This is a genomic window from Pseudoalteromonas sp. SR41-4, from assembly GCF_014163985.1.
GTDB classification, from domain to species: Bacteria; Pseudomonadota; Gammaproteobacteria; order Enterobacterales; family Alteromonadaceae; genus Pseudoalteromonas; species Pseudoalteromonas rhizosphaerae.
This window is the reverse complement of the sequence record NZ_JACJEI010000030.1, coordinates 40,066-56,035: the sequence shown is the minus strand read 5'-3', so window position 1 is coordinate 56,035 and position 15,970 is coordinate 40,066. Positions and strand designations below refer to the sequence as shown.

Genomic DNA, 15,970 nt, shown 5'->3' with positions numbered 1-15,970 from the left:
GTCGAAAAATCTAATGCTCTGGCTGAATCGGCATAAAAGGTAGCCAGTTTAGCAACTGGCTGATATGCTATTTACGACAAAGTCGCTCGGTAATTAGACCGACATAATCCCTTGGTAATCACACTAATTCACTCAGACTAATTCACTCAGACTCACCTTTTTTAACAGGTTTAATGGTTCTTCATTGAATTGACAATAAAAAAGCCGGCAACAGGGGCCAGCTTTCTCTATTTCAAACATAATCATGTATCTATCACCAACTTACTTTATTAACTATAAGCGATTAAACAGTTGTTTTTAATGCTGTAGCAATGAGTATGATTTAACTGCCTGTGCTTTAAGAATCTTTTAGCAATATAGCCTCTGCCATCTCAACAATTTCAGCTCGTGAATGTAAACTTGGTTTTATTCCTGCACTTTGAAGCGCTAGGTTATCATCACTTAGTTCTTTCGTTCGTAGCGTTTGCCTAGTGCTTGCAATATCTCCCCATCTGACACAGTTAAGCCTCCTAAGCACATATCTTTATCTACAATCAAATTCCCTAAGCTATGAACTAACTCACCAACGGCACATGATAGTTTTTGTTGATCTGTAAACATTTCAAACTCCTTTTTATCTTAATTTGTCACAGGCATTTAAGCTGCGCTCTTTCTTGCGGGCTGCTTGCTGAGCAATAACCCCCAGTTTGACGATATTAATTCTTTTATATGTGGGTTCAAATTTTCATCATACTTTGTAAACGCTAGTGTTCTCTCCTCTTCTTCTACTACTTTTTCAACATACTTTCTGCGTTTAATTCTAATTGATGCTGTGCATAGGTTGCTTGCGAAGTTCTTATTGTATCGTCGCGTTAACTCATCAGCAGTGCAATTTGTATTTGCCATAAAAAAGGCCTTAAGCACATCTTCACTTATACCCTTTGCTTTTGGTCGCTTTATATTGTTGCGATACAGCGTGTTTTTTATAGCTGTATCTGATTTGAAAGTTTTAAATGTTGAATTGTAAAGCTTAGTAAGCTCTGCCAAAGAATATTGATTCACATTCAAACTTAAAAACTCAACCTGAACATCAGAATATTTCGTATTGTTAGAATTTTTCATAATAATTACCTTTAAGAAAAGAACAGAGCACTAATTTATACAATATGAAAAATCAGGCCACTAAACTAGAATGGTCAAATTAGGCGTGGCCTCATGCTTCGCCTAATGTGTTATTAAACATTTAATGTTTTGGTGAAGTGTTAATATCTTTTATGCATACAAGCTCTTTAATCATTTTACGAGCACTCTGCAAATCAGTCATGTAAGAGTGTATTGCACCAAGCAAATGCTCTGTAGTGACGCCTTCTAAAATCAAAGGGAAACAAAAGCAAAGCTGATTTTCATTGTTAATAAATACTTTTAAAAGCTTGTACCGTAGATTGAACTCAGAAAGTAACTGATAATCAAAGAATGAAAAATTCTTTACTCTGCTTTCAAAATAAAGGCTACTAACGGTTTCTTCACCACTCCAACTGGTAACCGCTTCAAGAGGTCTGACGATTAAATCGAAATAGTCTAATTTATACAAAATTCTGTTTTTTTCATAAATTGCATCCTCAAGAACAACCTCTTCGATTAATTGTGTAACATCAAACATCGTAACGTTCTCAATTATTTCGCCGGGCTGGTAGTGCCCAGAAGACATTATTTGGCACAGGTCTTCATTCAGATCTGAACCAAATGGATTACTATCTTTATCAAAAGATTTTTTATTCATAAAAACACCCATAGAAAACATGCAACTAAAAAAACAGTGACTAATATTGGCTCACCAATAGTGTTGGTTTTAGTTACTAATAAAAATTTAAACCGCTTATTCGTTATCGGGTAGTACAGAGGAATCCCGCTATCAGTAAGATAATCACCAACCAAATGCATTGCATAGCCGAAGCAAAGCCATAGCAGCCAGTACGGAGCAGATTGCCCATATAAAAGCAGAATAACGACCAAGGGGATTATGCTGTGTGTCAGTCCTCGATGGCCGAAAATAAAGCTTATTGGAATAGAGATAAATTTAAGCCGCTTACCGATGAACGAACCTGGATGATCAAGATCGTTCAACGAAGCGCCAATTAAAGTTAATGCTCCACCAAGTATTAATTGTGAGTTGATTTGTTCGAATTTATCACTCAAAAAGTCTAAAGCTACGAGATAGCCACCAGCCGCTATTGCAAGGTGGCTTTTAAACATCATTGCCTTTAACCTTTAGTAGAATTGTTTTTAGTTTCAGTGCTTGGATTTAAAGCTTTTGTACGAGCTTCAATTAATTCTAATTCACGGTTGTGCTCAGCTTGAGTGGCTTTTTCCTTCTCAGCACGACGCTTACCTAAGCGTCTTTCCAAGTCATCAAATTGCTTTAGAACAGCGTTATTATTACTCTTCGCTTTCAATTGCTGTAATGCTTTATTAAATTCTTCATACGGCAACTTCAGTAACGTATACGCGTGGAATTGACCGTTAATAGTCGTGAGCTTTTGATCTACTATTTGGTAACCCACTACCGGTATCGAATCTACTATTTGGTCGATTAAAAATGTAGTTTGCGTATTAACTTCACCGCTTGCACCACCTTGCTCAAACGAACGTTCTGAACCAGAGAACTCTTGGCCTGTTTGCTTAGCCAATTCAAATTCAGCCTGTAATCGTGCGGCACGACGAGAATGATTAAGTTGTTTTGATTGTGCAATACCAACACCATAAAACCCGGTTGAATCGGACGCTGGTGGTGAGAGTACCCACTCAGGTAAAGCTTCAAGTTCTTTTTCTTGCTGTACAGTTGATTTTTCTAGTTGCGCAGCTTCGTTTGCAGCTCGTTGATTTTCAAGTGCTTCAAGTCTATCTGCCATATCATCATTTGATGAACAACCAGATAAAATAGCTAGACCTATCGCTAGCGAAGTTATTTTCAATTTCATGGATGTATACCTTGTTTTAAAGTTGAATATTAACATCGAGCAACAACAATTTATAAAATTACAGCTACCCAAAAACTACATTGTAAATTTTTTAATCTAATTCTATAACTGAGCCACTGTAGCGGCTTAACCATTTCCCCGTGCGTTTACATTCTACGAATTCATCTTTGGCTTGATGCATTTCTTCAAACGCTTTAGCAAGGCGAGTATCTTTAATTTTGAATAGTTGGCAATAATCTGCTGACGCATATTCGACAGTAACAAACAAAAAGCGACGAATATGAATACCCACCAAACTTGCTACATAAGTATAAAAAGCTTGCTGTAGGTCGTATTTCAACGAGCGCATTTGTCTTGAAAAATCATCTGGATTAGCAGAGCGAGTAGTTTTTACATCAGCGGCTTCATCATCAAACCTAAGCCAATCGAATTTTACCTTCAAAAGTAAACCTGAACGTGGGCAGCGTGAAATAATGGCAACTTCTGGTAAGCCATAATTAATGTATGCATCAGCTTGTGGTTCATTTTTTAAAGATTTAACAATTCGTATAGCGCTATCCCACACTTGGCCATCAACACCAAGCTTACCGCCATACAATGTTTTTTCTTCGCCTTCTATTACTGCGGTGCTTTGTGCGCCCTCTTTTTCGCGATTAAGTCGTAGTAAATGTTCAAAAACTCTAGCATTTGGATCGTGTTGAACCAATCGCTCAGCTTTAACAGCCTTACTTCCTGTTGTTTTTAGGTTAAGCCTTTCCAGCTCAGCTTTGATTTGCGCCTCAGTATGCAATGCATCGGGCTCATCGATTGGTAATAATTCTCTGAAGTATTTATTATAAAAGTCTTCTGGTTCAAGAATTAGTTCATGCCCAAGTGTACCTGCATCTAATGTGCGTTTAGTTTGAAGAGTGCGCTTAACCTCAATACCTGAGAGATATCTACGGTAATAATGAGGCGGTGATTCATTAAATTCTTTAAGTTGAGATGAGCTTAAAGCAGGGAGGCTATGATACAAATCGTTAGGCATATCAATGTAAATGCCTTCGATTAACTCACCTTGAGAATCAATATAGTTAGGCTCTCCATTAGCACCGAAAGTCTGTATGGCTTTTTCAACCCAATTACTAAAATTAGGCTCAAGGTCAATTTCGTTATTTGTAACAGATACTTGAGTCTCATCAAGATCATAATTAAAGCATTTTGCAGGTGACATTTATTTAGCCCTTTAACTATTTATGTCAACCATAATGCCAAAATCTAAAAATCTGGCTACCGAACAGGAAGTTTTATAATTTCAACAACTTAAATATTCTGAGACTTGCTTGTAATCATTTTGTGGTGCTTGTTCAGCTCTAAAATTTCAAAACAGAATTTATCTGTTGGGTATAGGGTATATATATAATCAACTATTGAATTAGACTCATCTTTTACACTTTCAATGTCATAAGATCTTATTATGTTGGCAGCTATTAAATCCTTCATTGTAGTAGTCATATCCCTGCGTAGGCTTATTAGCTTTTTAGTTGCTTCATCCTCATTATCTATAGAGCCATATTTAACCATCGTTTTAACTAATTTGAAATGATGCGTATGTGATGGGCTTGCGTATCTAAACATCCTATATAATCGAAAAGAAAGCCAAATAGACAAAGAACGTTTAAATGATTGGGTACGATTGAAGTAGTAGCTTTTATACTCAACTGATTCTATTTGTGTAGACATTAGCTCATTCAATACTGCAACACAGCGCATGTTTGACCGTCCTTTCACAGTCGAGAAATGAATTGAACTAAGGTAATTCATTGTTGTCTCATTTCTTTGCGTAATGCCACCATCAGTTGAAGTGTCGTATTGCAATGACATTTCTGCACCTTTCAATATGTGCAATGACTCTTTTAATTCCTGTAGATTTAAAGATTGGTTTACTGATTTTAGTTCATTATTTAACTCAGCCAGCGTAAAATAAATGCCATATCGCTCACCCATTCGTCCTGATATTCTAGCTATTTTTCCTTGACTTGCTAAGCGAATTAACGAACGTTCAACTTTTTCTTCTCTATCAGAAGGCCACGCAAAATAATCATCATCTTTACCCTTCAATATAGCAGGTGAAATACGCAAAATACCTTCATATGTAACACCGTCAAGACGCTCAGATATTCTTCGTTCATGAATGATTTTTTTTGGACTATCACTTACTTTTACTTTTTGTTTGCGGTTTCTAAGAAATCGTGAGCTTAAATCATATGCATTAAAGCTGTTGGAGATTGTGTTTCCAACCTTGCTTTCAACACTTCTATTATCTCCAAATAAATTTAACTGCTCTATTTCATGAGCATCTGTAATGCCAGAAACATCCTTTTTTAATGTATCAGGGAGATTTGTTAAAAGTAATTTAGAAACCACGATGCTAGTACCTATTTAAGTTATCATTAGCTTTAACAAACTATAACTTAAACGAATATCAATGCCTATATAAAACCTATTGTTTGCACCCCATGAGTGATAAAAGGACTAGCTCACACGAAAAGCGCTTTCCCCTTCAAAGCATATTCATGTAATTTAAATAGGGGAAAATTGATCTGGGAATTTAATACTATAAATAACATAAACTTATATTTTGTTTGTTCGTAAACTGAAGCTTTTTAAATAGGGAAATATTGTTCTGAATGGCTTCATAGTAACCGTCTCATCTGGTTCACCACTATTTTTAAGTGCAACTGTAAGAACTAAATTTAAATAGGGGAAAATTGATCTGGCATAATAAATTGATAATAAACAATAGCTTATAGATATTGTTAAACGAATTAATTTATATTAAATCATTACTTTTAATGTTGGAAATATGATCTGAAGATATGTTTACTAAGTCAGGTTTTAGAAGTTAAATGTTGGAAATTTGATCTCAAAATGAAAACACTATTAAATCAGGCGCTTATAATTACACCTTGTTATTTTTGCACTACACTCAATGAATTTAACTAGGGGAATATTGTTCTGAATCTTAATTAATAGCTTTATATTAACCAAAATTTAGCTGATTTTTATATGCAAACATAAAAGGAGCAGGATTTATGGCAGCCACAAATACGCTTGTGGATAAAAACCTCTAAATCGTTGGAAATTCGATCTGATAGTGTTGGAAACATGATCTAGCTGAATAAAAAAGCAGATTTTTGACGTGTTTTATCTCTCTAAGCGGAGAAATTTGTCTATTTAAATATGGGAGATCAGATCTCCCATATTTAAAATGCCGTAGAAATGTGTACAAGCTGTGCGTAAAACTAAAGTATTTAGATTTAAATATTGGAAACTCGATCTACTTAAAGGGGAACTCTGATCTTAACCTATTGGAAAGTGGATCTGATATTTTATAAAATAGTATTAAGTTTCATAACCTTAAGTGTAAATATTATAGCCTTATCCTTATACCTTATATATTAACCATCTTAACCTTTATTGTTAACCTTATTAAAATAGGAATGCTTAAATCCATTTAGTGGCCAGAATTATTAAATATGTTTAACTACTGAAAAAACTGGAGGCTACTATGTCACATAACAATTACATCGATTTATTTTTAGATAAAGAGTTTAGAACAAAACTTATAGCTACGTATCAAACAAACAAAATTGGGCGTTCATTTGATGTGAATGAAATTAATAGCCAATTACGGGAACTATTTGCTTGGATAACATCTCAAGTTAATAAAGAAAAATTGTATAGCAACCGCAAACCTAGCTTTGACAGCATTAAAACAAAGGAGTTAGCACGGTGTATTATTGAAATAGCCAACATGGGCCTATCGATAAACCCATACGACAAAGAGGCTTATCTGTTTATACATTGGGAATCTCACTGTGAACAAGTATTTCCCACAGTCCAAATTGGAATCCAGGGCATGAATCAATTCTATGGTGCATGTTCAAAAATCAAATCAACGAATTTCAGTGTCGTGCACGATGGTGATCAGTTTGAGTGGTATGGTGAGAACACTCCACCTCGTTTTATCCACTCATATACAACCGATGGAAACGCAATAGTTGCCGCCTTCTCAGTGATAACGTTTACGGATGGTACGTTCTATTGCTCCTATATTGGCACAAATGAAATTCAGTCTATTATTTCAGATAAAACTCAAATGATGGATGAAGCCGGTATAAGTGCTTGGGTTAACTTTACCAGTCGTTGTGTACGAAACGTCATTTTACGCAGAACGTTTAATAGCCTCGCAAACTTATTAGGTTTACTGCCGAACAACAGAAGCATTAATGATTCGGGTGTTGTCGTTAAGGTTGAACAACAAACACCTAAAGTTAATCAAACTGCGCATTTTACTGAAGAATCAGTGAGCGATGAAGATTTTGCTGCACTGTTGGCCAACCAATTAGATCAGTAGCCAGATTGTTGAGATGGCCTATAGTGGCCATCTCAACATGATTAATTAAAGGATATCTATCGTGCGTAGAATTATTATAGCTATCGCTGAGCACTACAAAAGCAATAAAACAGCAAAAATCACCCATTTTGTTCAAGGTCAATATAACCGTGTAATTATTCATGAAAACACACCTATTTCTTTGCACGAGGTCAATGAGTCGGACATTTTACTTGCCCTTAACGAAACATTGTTAAAGTTAGAATTGGATTTAAGCGAATTACTTGATTTTGTGAGTGTAGTGCCTGCAATTGATCGCAATACCAAACAACTCACTGCTGTTGTTGAGCTGAAATCAGCTTATTTTCGTCACCTAATTAACTCTAGTACGAAGACAAAGGTTCATGAGGACTTTATTTTATACACGACTGATATGTACCAGCTTTGTGGCAACGATAACCATATTAATTATCGTGAGTTACCTAAAAAGCCAAACAGTGAAGTTATCGCTGCATGTATCAATTTCAATATAGATAAAAGTAAAGGTTCGTGTGGACTCTCTCTTAAAGAGCTGGAAGCAATTAAAAGACTCTACATAGATATTAAGTACGGCGGCTTCAATGTATTTAATGATGATGAATGGCTTGATATATACAAAGCATCAACATACAGACGCGCACTAGAAGATGACGCATTACAATGCCCTGAAAAAATTCTTGGTAAATCTGTGACTGCTAAGTACAAAGTAGCGGTAGAAATGCATAACGTATTTTTCCGCAAACAAGAAAGAGCTGATTCTTTAATTAAGAATGACTTTGGTCGAGTTATTGGTAGAAAAACTAACCTTTTCTCCCCTGCTGAATTAATTCAACAGAAAAACTTACCGCGTTATGGTGCATTTAAAATTGCTGCATCACGTGGTCAAAGTGCTACTAGCTCTCTCGATAATAATGAGGTTACTTTAGATCCATTTGATTTCGGAAATTTCAATCATGAAATATTGGTTAATAACAAACGCAGTGAGATTGAGCCAGTACAAACTATATCACCGGCAGAGCATGAACATATGGAATCGTCTGAAGAACTTATTGTTAGCGACTTTCTTTGTTAAATAATTAAAAGTGAAATAAATGAATATTAAAACTCGTGTCATATTAAAATGTAATGAAAATGAGCGCAAATCAGTACGCATAATGGTGTATGAGAACGACTCTGAGTTTTTCATACGTTTGGATCTGTGTGGTAAGGGTTTGAACTTTGAGTATGAAGAATTTACCGCAGGTGGCTTTAAACGTGAACATTTGGCTTATGAACGCCTTGAAGAAGAAATTACATGTTTAGAGCAAATTGATTTTGAAGTTGCCAAACGTAATGACAATTCAGTCCAAACATTTGAGCTAGAGCAGCTAAAATCGAAGCCTATCATGCCTCTGTCCTACTCAAAGTTAGATGACAAGCAAATCAATGGCCTAGCTAATCATCCATGCTTAGAAGTCTATTCAGGCATTCAGTCAGTCGTTGTATTTGATGAATTTTACAATGTTAGATTCTATCCAGCTAACAAAATTGGTATTGAAGGGGCTGCACTCCCTTTACCAACGACATATACGAACATGATCAAGGCTGGTTTTAAGCGACTTGGCTTGGGTTACACTATTGTGGAAGGCTTCTATTCAGCAAGATTTGGTTTTACAGCCGTTGATGCTGCGATAGTGAATGGTAAAAAGCTAATAGATGTTCCTTATAGCGAACGTTTTAAACTAATGAATAGCTTTGTAAGTAGGGTTAATTCCAGTTTATTTAAAACTGGTGACTTAAAAATCTCAAGTCGTACTAATTTAGGATGCAGCGCATACTCAGTTGTGCACAGTTCAGTTTTATTCCTTAAAAAAGAAAATTCAGTTCCATTGTCATTGATGAATGACGTTGAAAGTCAAATTGATACTCTTATTATTGATGATTTAATGCCTGAGCGTGCCTCTTTGCACTTAGATGGGGAGTTTATCGAATGTTTGAATGTAACTACTGGTGCTATATGTAAAAGACCTAGTGTGTTTTACAGTAGGTCTAATTACAATTTTTTTGAATATGCTAGTGTTGCGTGTGTTCGGACTGAAAATGATGAAAGGGAGCCTCTGATCTTTTTCTAACCAAGCCCATATCACGTTGCACTATTTGTGATAAAAGTTGCGCAGAAACAGTAAAATCCTCAATGGTTTTACAAAGATTATCACACCGAACCCCGCCATATAAATCAAAATACCGACGCGCCTCTAAATAGTTCTTATCTCCATCATGAACGATTAAAAGTTTTATATCGTGGTTGCGTTCGTTTTGTTCGTTTACCCATTGGTATGGAAGTGATGACAACTCACAGAGTCTTATACGCATAAGAAATTGTTCTATGTAATTATCATGATGCCATTGCCCCGAAACAGAGTTTAAAACTATATAACCCGCCTTTGGTCTGTCTATAGTAAAGTGATACCCACTGGCCTTAGAGTAATTAGCACATATTTTAACTTTGCGCCCTTTAAATGCATTTTCTAAGAAAACCATCATTTCCAAGCTTGAAACTGCATCAATTATACTGTCCTGGTTTTCAAAGTATGAAACCCCAGCTTTTATAGCTTCAACATGTTCAAATATATCTACACTCATATAACTCCCTATGGACTAAATTCAAGGTTACAGACTTCTTTAGGGTTTGCTACCCCAGATACCTTTGCCCATGCTGCAGCAGCAATGTATGAACTCTTTGAAATGTCTTCTTCAGAAAAACAGAGTATTTCAACACGAACCCCCACCGACGTTTGAATTAATTCAGCCATCACAGGCTCTGGTGTTAGTACAAATTGAAGTAACTCTTTGGTCATCTGAATGTCGATGTTAGAACATGCAATAGCCTTGGCGTAACAAGATAAACTAAGCAGTAAGGTTTTATTTGTTATTTCAAACAAGTTACTACTTTCGTTTGCCTTATTTAAATTCATTGCTTCTAAAAGTGCTTTTCTTGTATTGGACTCAATTTTTATGAAAACTTTCTTCCAAAAATCATTTAGCTTGACGCTAAGCGATTCAATTTCCAAATGGAGTGCGATACCTTGCATACATTTTTGACCAATACGAGCTACGCACTGGGCTGGGTCAGTTATAGGCGTTTTTCTTTTGTATCTTACCGACTTATTAGCTATTTCAATTATCTTTGATAGCACTGCGCCATCCGTATGAGCCAATTGTACTATCTTTGCAGTATTGTAATCCTGGTTAAAGCATGCATTCTTTAACTCAGTTATCACCTTGTTATTAGCTTTAACCAAGCTGCGTCCAGCGCCAAAAAGACGCCGGACCTCCAAAACAACAAGGGATTCATTACTCAAATTTAACATTCAATTTTCACTATTTACTGACGGTTGTCTTCTAATACCATTTGGTCAATTGCATCCATGAAAGAGTAACCGTTATCAATTAACTCTTGCCTGCGCTGCTTTTCGTCGGCATTAGTGGTTAAGGTAAGCTGTATACGTCTATCAGTATATAATCGACAGACTTGTGATTGTCCTTCATACTTTATAAAAATCTCAGAATAAGCAACATCTGTCCTAGACGGATCAGGTTGTACCGTATGTGTTGATTTTATCAGTTTAAAATCTAATTCACTACCAGAGTATGCTTTCTCATTCTGTAGTTTTTCAACGGCCTCTTCTCTTTGTTTAAGTAAAAGTAGCCAATTTGAGTTATCAAGTATCGCTCGACCTACATCTGAGCTATAACCATCCATGACAGATTGAGTGATAAGCCCACCAGCAGCATTATATTTTCTGAAGCGTCGCCAAGCTGTTTCTAAGAATTGACTAAAAAAACCAAGCCTTGCTTTTGTTGCTTCATCGCCCTTCAAATATTCCCACGCCTCGTCAAGCAGGAACATCCGACGACGTGCTTGCCCACCAAGGTACATTGTTTGCTGTATTGACATAATTACAGACATTAACGCAATTGTTTGTAAGTGAGGGTCGCCTTTTAGCTCTTCGAGCTCAACTACCACTAAGCGAGAAGAGAAATCGACTGGCGGCTTTTCGGGATCAAAATATGCGCCATAGTAATACCCTTTACAAAATGGTTTAAGCTGGTGGCCAATTTCTCTCACTGCTTCATGTTCACTTTTTACACACAGTTCATAGTAATCATCAATACAGGCCTTATTTCCTTTGTCATTCCATAGCGCAGTTAACAGGGTCAGCATCTGCGAGCTTTGAAAGTCTGATATTTTACCTGAAGGTGCTGCCATTGTTTTTAGTTGTGCTAGACATTGTATACCTTGACCTTCTTCACCATCAAACTCATGAATATATGAGAACGGATTTAGTGTATAGGCTAAGTCTTTATTGAACACTAAGAATTGTGCTTCATGCAGCTGCTTTGCTAGGCCTTCATAAGAACGCCCCACGTCAATTACGAATACTTGAGTTCCATCATCGAAATCTTTGTTTTGTGCAGGGTTATCGGGATCATCTTGTAACTTAACGCCAGATGAAAGCATATTTGCAATGAGGTATCCCGTAAAGAAAGACTTACCTGCTCCAGAAGTAGCTGCAATATAAAAGTTATAGTTAGTCTGTGATTTAAAAAAGTCGATATTTACCAGCTGACCTAACCGTGATGTTAATAATAGTCTAGGTTCCGAGGTGTTTCCCGCCCAGCTCCCCATATGAGGGGTTAAAAAAGGAAGTGCTTTTGAAGTACACACATTATAACGGCCTGAGAGATTAACAACTTCTTCGCTAAGCCCCAATGGTAGTGAGCTTATGAACATCGGTACTGTGAAAAAATTATTATCAACCAGCGTACAACCTTTACGCTCGTAAAATGCAATAAGTTCTTCTGCAAATACGTCAGCTCGCTCTTCATTTTTAGCAAACACATTTACTTGCAGTGCATACTTAACAATAGTTGATTTTTCTTGCTCTATTTCACGATTTATATCGTTAAAGTCTTTATTTTGGAAGCGTAATCGGTCAACCCATTGCACTAACTTGCCTTTTGCCTGTGAGTTTATAAAACTACGTTTAGATTTAATATCTTTAATAGCTTTTACTGCGTCTTCATAATACATATTAAGTGTGATCATGAAGTGCTCTGTCAAAGGTGCTCCCTTACCTTCTAGCCAATCACCAAGCAAGTCCATCATTTGACCATAAACCATATTTTCTGGCATTTCAGTTACAGACAACGATTTAATGTATTCACATTCTTTATCTTTTTCATCTAGTATTTTTATGCCACTACCTTCTATCTCAACTCGCTTGCCAGGATCTAAAATCTGATCACGCATTAAGCCCGAAGATTGTGACTTTTCTTTAAAGTGCGGGCGTGTACGCCACTTGTCTTTATTGAACATGTTGAACATAACGCGTAAGCGGCGACGAAAACCTACATCATCAAGCTCTACTGCGCCTAATATTGACAGTGAGCGTAAAGCGCGCTTTTTAACATCTTTGGCTAGCGTCAGTTCATTACTAGTTGGTACAAGCTGTTTAATTGGAATTTTTATAGTAAAAATGAACTCAAAAGTTCTAAAAATAAAATCAGATTCATTTATTCCTTCGTTTGTACCCTTGCGGTAGAAATCATGAACAGCTTTTGCTATGGATGAAACTTGCTCTTGGTCTTTACCTAAGTAGCGTCCAGTTCGTGCAGCACGAAAACCATATAGCTGATTTTCAATATCAGGGCTTGAAATTAAAGATGCCTGTATAAGTGTTCCTTTGGGGAATTTTGTTTTGTAAATACCGGTTAAGCTATTTAAAATTTCACGATTGCCGCCGTTTGTGGGCATTGATCTAAATGCAAAGCCAAGATAAGGCCCCTCTAGTAAAAATAATTTTTCATCCTCCCAGTATTCTAAGTACGGGAATAAATCAGCAAAAGCTTCGTGCTTTAATAATTTTTCGTTACGGCGGCGAAATGCAGACATTTTTTAAATACCCCTTTATTTACTTTTTACGATTGATTGGGTTTACAACTTCCATAGCATCGACCCCGTTTGAACGATTACGAGCACGGTTGAATTGTTCTTCACTGCGGCGTTTTACTTCTAACGGTACTACGCGAGATGGTCTGTCGTTCGCTGCCTCACCATAACTCCATCGTCTTGGTGTAACTTCAACAAATGTATATCCTGGCATATGTAATAAGCCATCCGAATCAGTATATGAGGCAATTAATACACGCATAACTTGAGCGGGCTCAAGCGTCGCTAATGGTTCAGGTGCGAGTGGTTCATTATTGCTTGGCCACTGTTCATATTGATTTTGTTGGTATGAAAATCGGGTTTGCGGTAAGACTTCCGGTGTTTGGTAATTATCGGGGGTTTGTTGGCCATCTCCACGCGCTGCATAGGTAACACTATTGTCTGTACCACGCTTACTTGATTTATTTTCTAGTTTTGTTGTTTTGTTTTGATTGGTAATAACTTGCTTTGTTTCACCATCACTCTCGTACAATGAAACTTGATTTGTATTTTGGCCATTGCGGTATGCGTTAAGCTCTTCTTGGGTTAGGTTCTCAAGACTAACGCGGTTGTTCGTTAATTTATAAACATCACGAGGGCCTCCACATACTCCGCCTTTTTTTAAATTTGGACAGGTAAATTCTTCTTTACCTAGTGAGTTCACACACCCCTGAAGGCTTAAAGCACTAATGACCAACGTTAAAGTAGTTAAAAGCTTAAATTTCATTGTAAATCCCTAAATCTGAATGATTACACATGTTGTCTGTTTGAGTCAGGTAGCGTGGGCAATGGCGCGGATCAGGTTCACTGCCAATTGGTGACATACAGCCACCTAATGCACTTACCAAAATTATTATTGTTAATGTTTTAATCATAATGATCCCAACCATTTATCTAATTCAACAGGTGCGCCTTTCGACACAAGGCCATCTTCTCGTACAACATGCGGTAAATTGGTGATTTTAAAAATTTCCTGCATATAAACAGTAAACATTAAATTCTGGTCAGGGCAGCCTTCATTTGTGTCCAAGAATGATTTGCTTGTGTTGTTAGCTAAATCTTCTATTGCAAGCTCTCTATCTGGTGCACACAGAATGCTCATGCTGCGCTTTACTGCATCCTCTCCACCAATCAGCGGCATCATGACAAATACGAAATGGTATTTTTCTTTGTTAGCGTTAATCTTTGCTACAAATTCTTGGGTATGTTTAGCTGTTGGATCACCGAAAATAACCCCTTGGCGCGGTATATCAGGATTGCCAAGAACAAGTGAAGCTAGGTCTTTTTGAAAGTCGAATTTCATTTCAGATAAAGGCATGCGCAATGTATCGCGCACATCGTCCACAGTTTTGAGTGTTTTTCTATGCCATACGTCTTTTATCGCTCCCTCAATAGCAAAACGACCGTCAGAACTTATTATATAACTTCCACTTTCAGCTTCGACAAAATACAAGCGTGAGACCGGCAGCTCTTGAATAGCGTTTACAGCACCGTACTTTCCAAGGTCACGTTTTGTTTGTTCTGCAAATTCAGTGCGTGACGGTAAAGGTAATTTAACTTCATCCTTATTTACTTTTTCTTCTGCAAAAACAGAACTGCTTAGAAGTGCCGCAATAATGGGGAGGGTTAGTAATTTCATTTAGTTAACGCCTTTCAGATTTTTAATTAGAACATCAACTGGCGCATATCCTCGTTGCACTAGCTGCCCATCAATTGAGAAAATGGCAGGCGTTCCACTTACACCTAAACTTAATCCCAGTGCAAATTGCTCAGGGATTGTATTTTCGCACGTACTTCTTGGCACGTTCGCTCTATGTGCTGCGGCATCTAAGGCCGCTTTAGGGTTTTCGGCACACCACACATTCTCTAATTTGTAATAAGCACCAGTGTACTGCGTTTTATTTTGTTGGTTGTATACGCCTTGTCTTGGCCATGCTGCATAGTGGACAGTTACACCCGCTTGGTTGAAGTCTTCTACTTCATTATGAAATTTTGTGCAGTACGCGCATGAGGTATCGTAGAAAACGACTATTTCACTAGTTTCGTTTTCAGCCTTGTATGTAATAAAGCTATCTTTTAATTCAGCAATTTTCTTTCCATTTTCTTTTGCTAAACGCGCTTTAGTTAAATTAGGAAGGCCTTCTTTAGCTTCATGAACATTGCCAGCAACAATATATTTTCCATCTTTGGTGGCATAAAACACGCCTTTTTCGGTAACAACTTGCACCATATTTGGAAGTGGTGATTCTTCAATTGCGACAATTGGAATTGGTACAAGCTTTGTAAAGTTGTCTATCGCGGCTTGCAGTACGATTTCTGCTTGGCTTTTTTCAACTTTTACGCCTTCAGCATTCGCTGCTAACGAAAATGTAACGCTTAATGCAAGCGTTACCATATTCTTCATATTTAACTTCATAATTAAGGCCTATCTAATTTGATTAGGTCTATTTTTACACCCTATAAGTTGCTTGGCTAAAATTACAGAGGGTATAAAGTGCCTCTCTAATTATTTAAATATTCATTTTTAAAATTAATCTGTGAATTTAAAAAACCGATCACCCAATTACACCCTGTAACCCCATGTCTTTTCGGTTGTTAAACCTTTTAAAATTAATCTGTGAATTT

General features: G+C 36.9%; 17 protein-coding genes. 3 read left to right on the top strand and 14 right to left on the bottom strand.

The features are described 5' to 3' along the window. Window positions 1-441: 441 nt before the first annotated feature. The 7 genes from H5180_RS19205 to H5180_RS19175 all read right to left on the bottom strand — a co-directional run bounded on the left by H5180_RS19205 (window position 442) and on the right by H5180_RS19175 (window position 5,363). On the bottom strand, window positions 442-600 hold the full coding sequence (locus H5180_RS19205) for a hypothetical protein (RefSeq protein ID WP_182758875.1): 159 nt from the start codon (window positions 598-600) through the stop codon (window positions 442-444). A gap of 36 nt (window positions 601-636) precedes the next feature. Further along, window positions 637-1,101 (bottom strand): hypothetical protein, encoded by a 465-nt coding sequence (locus tag H5180_RS19200; RefSeq protein ID WP_182758874.1) that lies wholly within the window; start codon window positions 1,099-1,101, stop codon window positions 637-639. Window positions 1,102-1,222: 121 nt separating this feature from the next. Beyond that, entirely contained in the window at window positions 1,223-1,759 is a 537-nt protein-coding gene (locus tag H5180_RS19195; RefSeq protein WP_182758873.1) for a YbjN domain-containing protein, read from the bottom strand. Further along, on the bottom strand, window positions 1,756-2,235 hold the full coding sequence (locus H5180_RS19190) for a metal-dependent hydrolase (RefSeq protein WP_182758872.1): 480 nt from the start codon (window positions 2,233-2,235) through the stop codon (window positions 1,756-1,758). Before H5180_RS19190 ends, H5180_RS19195 begins: the two co-directional genes overlap by 4 nt. Window positions 2,236-2,240: 5 nt before the next feature. Further along, window positions 2,241-2,957: an LPP20 family lipoprotein gene (locus H5180_RS19185; protein WP_182758871.1), complete on the bottom strand. Its 717-nt coding sequence runs from the start codon at window positions 2,955-2,957 to the stop codon at window positions 2,241-2,243. Window positions 2,958-3,048: 91 nt separating this feature from the next. Beyond that, window positions 3,049-4,170: a PD-(D/E)XK nuclease-like domain-containing protein gene (locus tag H5180_RS19180; RefSeq protein ID WP_182758870.1), complete on the bottom strand. Its 1,122-nt coding sequence runs from the start codon at window positions 4,168-4,170 to the stop codon at window positions 3,049-3,051. Between the two features lie 89 nt (window positions 4,171-4,259). Further along, the gene (locus H5180_RS19175; protein ID WP_182758869.1) at window positions 4,260-5,363 is read right to left on the bottom strand and encodes a replication protein A; all 1,104 of its coding nucleotides are present in this window, start codon (window positions 5,361-5,363) and stop codon (window positions 4,260-4,262) included. 1,144 nt (window positions 5,364-6,507) lie between these two features. Between H5180_RS19175 and H5180_RS19170 the strand changes: the two genes are divergently transcribed. The 3 genes from H5180_RS19170 to H5180_RS19160 all read left to right on the top strand — a co-directional run bounded on the left by H5180_RS19170 (window position 6,508) and on the right by H5180_RS19160 (window position 9,485). Then, the gene (locus tag H5180_RS19170; protein ID WP_182758868.1) at window positions 6,508-7,356 is read left to right on the top strand and encodes a recombinase RecT; all 849 of its coding nucleotides are present in this window, start codon (window positions 6,508-6,510) and stop codon (window positions 7,354-7,356) included. A 61-nt stretch (window positions 7,357-7,417) separates the two neighbouring features. Beyond that, complete coding sequence (locus H5180_RS19165) at window positions 7,418-8,446, top strand: hypothetical protein (RefSeq protein WP_182758867.1); 1,029 nt, start codon at window positions 7,418-7,420, stop codon at window positions 8,444-8,446. A gap of 19 nt (window positions 8,447-8,465) precedes the next feature. Further along, window positions 8,466-9,485 carry a hypothetical protein gene (locus tag H5180_RS19160; RefSeq protein ID WP_182758866.1) on the top strand — a complete coding sequence of 340 codons (1,020 nt, stop codon included), beginning with the start codon at window positions 8,466-8,468 and terminating at the stop codon, window positions 9,483-9,485. On the opposite strand, the gene H5180_RS19155 is transcribed toward H5180_RS19160, so the two are convergent. Genes H5180_RS19155 through H5180_RS19125 form a run of 7 tightly spaced genes read right to left on the bottom strand, consistent with a single transcriptional unit; the run spans window position 9,427 to window position 15,761 of the window. Continuing rightward, complete coding sequence (locus H5180_RS19155; RefSeq protein WP_182758865.1) at window positions 9,427-9,996, bottom strand: hypothetical protein; 570 nt, start codon at window positions 9,994-9,996, stop codon at window positions 9,427-9,429. The genes H5180_RS19160 and H5180_RS19155 overlap by 59 nt on opposite strands. An 8-nt stretch (window positions 9,997-10,004) precedes the next feature. After that, window positions 10,005-10,724 (bottom strand): HDOD domain-containing protein, encoded by a 720-nt coding sequence (locus H5180_RS19150; protein WP_182758864.1) that lies wholly within the window; start codon window positions 10,722-10,724, stop codon window positions 10,005-10,007. A 14-nt stretch (window positions 10,725-10,738) separates the two neighbouring features. Beyond that, window positions 10,739-13,309 carry a TraC family protein gene (locus H5180_RS19145; RefSeq protein ID WP_182758863.1) on the bottom strand — a complete coding sequence of 857 codons (2,571 nt, stop codon included), beginning with the start codon at window positions 13,307-13,309 and terminating at the stop codon, window positions 10,739-10,741. A gap of 19 nt (window positions 13,310-13,328) precedes the next feature. Continuing rightward, entirely contained in the window at window positions 13,329-14,072 is a 744-nt protein-coding gene (locus H5180_RS19140) for a TraV family lipoprotein (protein ID WP_182758862.1), read from the bottom strand. After that, window positions 14,062-14,220 carry a hypothetical protein gene (locus H5180_RS19135; RefSeq protein WP_182758861.1) on the bottom strand — a complete coding sequence of 53 codons (159 nt, stop codon included), beginning with the start codon at window positions 14,218-14,220 and terminating at the stop codon, window positions 14,062-14,064. The genes H5180_RS19140 and H5180_RS19135 overlap by 11 nt, the downstream gene beginning before the upstream one ends. After that, window positions 14,217-14,984, bottom strand: coding sequence for a hypothetical protein (locus H5180_RS19130; protein ID WP_182758860.1), 768 nt, complete (start codon window positions 14,982-14,984; stop codon window positions 14,217-14,219). The genes H5180_RS19135 and H5180_RS19130 overlap by 4 nt, the downstream gene beginning before the upstream one ends. Further along, window positions 14,985-15,761 (bottom strand): thioredoxin fold domain-containing protein, encoded by a 777-nt coding sequence (locus tag H5180_RS19125; protein ID WP_182758859.1) that lies wholly within the window; start codon window positions 15,759-15,761, stop codon window positions 14,985-14,987. Between the last annotated feature and the right edge of the window lie 209 nt (window positions 15,762-15,970).

Excerpts from the sequence above, each read along its gene's own strand:
- H5180_RS19205 (WP_182758875.1), bottom strand. The coding sequence starts at position 600 with ATGTTTACAGATCAACAAAAACTATCATGTGCCGTTGGTGAGTTAGTT.
- H5180_RS19200 (WP_182758874.1), bottom strand. The coding sequence starts at position 1,101 with ATGAAAAATTCTAACAATACGAAATATTCTGATGTTCAGGTTGAGTTT.
- H5180_RS19195 (WP_182758873.1), bottom strand. The coding sequence starts at position 1,759 with ATGAATAAAAAATCTTTTGATAAAGATAGTAATCCATTTGGTTCAGAT.
- H5180_RS19190 (WP_182758872.1), bottom strand. The coding sequence starts at position 2,235 with ATGATGTTTAAAAGCCACCTTGCAATAGCGGCTGGTGGCTATCTCGTA.
- H5180_RS19185 (WP_182758871.1), bottom strand. The coding sequence starts at position 2,957 with ATGAAATTGAAAATAACTTCGCTAGCGATAGGTCTAGCTATTTTATCT.
- H5180_RS19180 (WP_182758870.1), bottom strand. The coding sequence starts at position 4,170 with ATGTCACCTGCAAAATGCTTTAATTATGATCTTGATGAGACTCAAGTA.
- H5180_RS19170 (WP_182758868.1), top strand. The coding sequence starts at position 6,508 with ATGTCACATAACAATTACATCGATTTATTTTTAGATAAAGAGTTTAGA.
- H5180_RS19160 (WP_182758866.1), top strand. The coding sequence starts at position 8,466 with ATGAATATTAAAACTCGTGTCATATTAAAATGTAATGAAAATGAGCGC.
- H5180_RS19155 (WP_182758865.1), bottom strand. The coding sequence starts at position 9,996 with ATGAGTGTAGATATATTTGAACATGTTGAAGCTATAAAAGCTGGGGTT.
- H5180_RS19150 (WP_182758864.1), bottom strand. The coding sequence starts at position 10,724 with ATGTTAAATTTGAGTAATGAATCCCTTGTTGTTTTGGAGGTCCGGCGT.
- H5180_RS19145 (WP_182758863.1), bottom strand. The coding sequence starts at position 13,309 with ATGTCTGCATTTCGCCGCCGTAACGAAAAATTATTAAAGCACGAAGCT.
- H5180_RS19140 (WP_182758862.1), bottom strand. The coding sequence starts at position 14,072 with ATGAAATTTAAGCTTTTAACTACTTTAACGTTGGTCATTAGTGCTTTA.
- H5180_RS19135 (WP_182758861.1), bottom strand. The coding sequence starts at position 14,220 with ATGATTAAAACATTAACAATAATAATTTTGGTAAGTGCATTAGGTGGC.
- H5180_RS19130 (WP_182758860.1), bottom strand. The coding sequence starts at position 14,984 with ATGAAATTACTAACCCTCCCCATTATTGCGGCACTTCTAAGCAGTTCT.
- H5180_RS19125 (WP_182758859.1), bottom strand. The coding sequence starts at position 15,761 with ATGAAGTTAAATATGAAGAATATGGTAACGCTTGCATTAAGCGTTACA.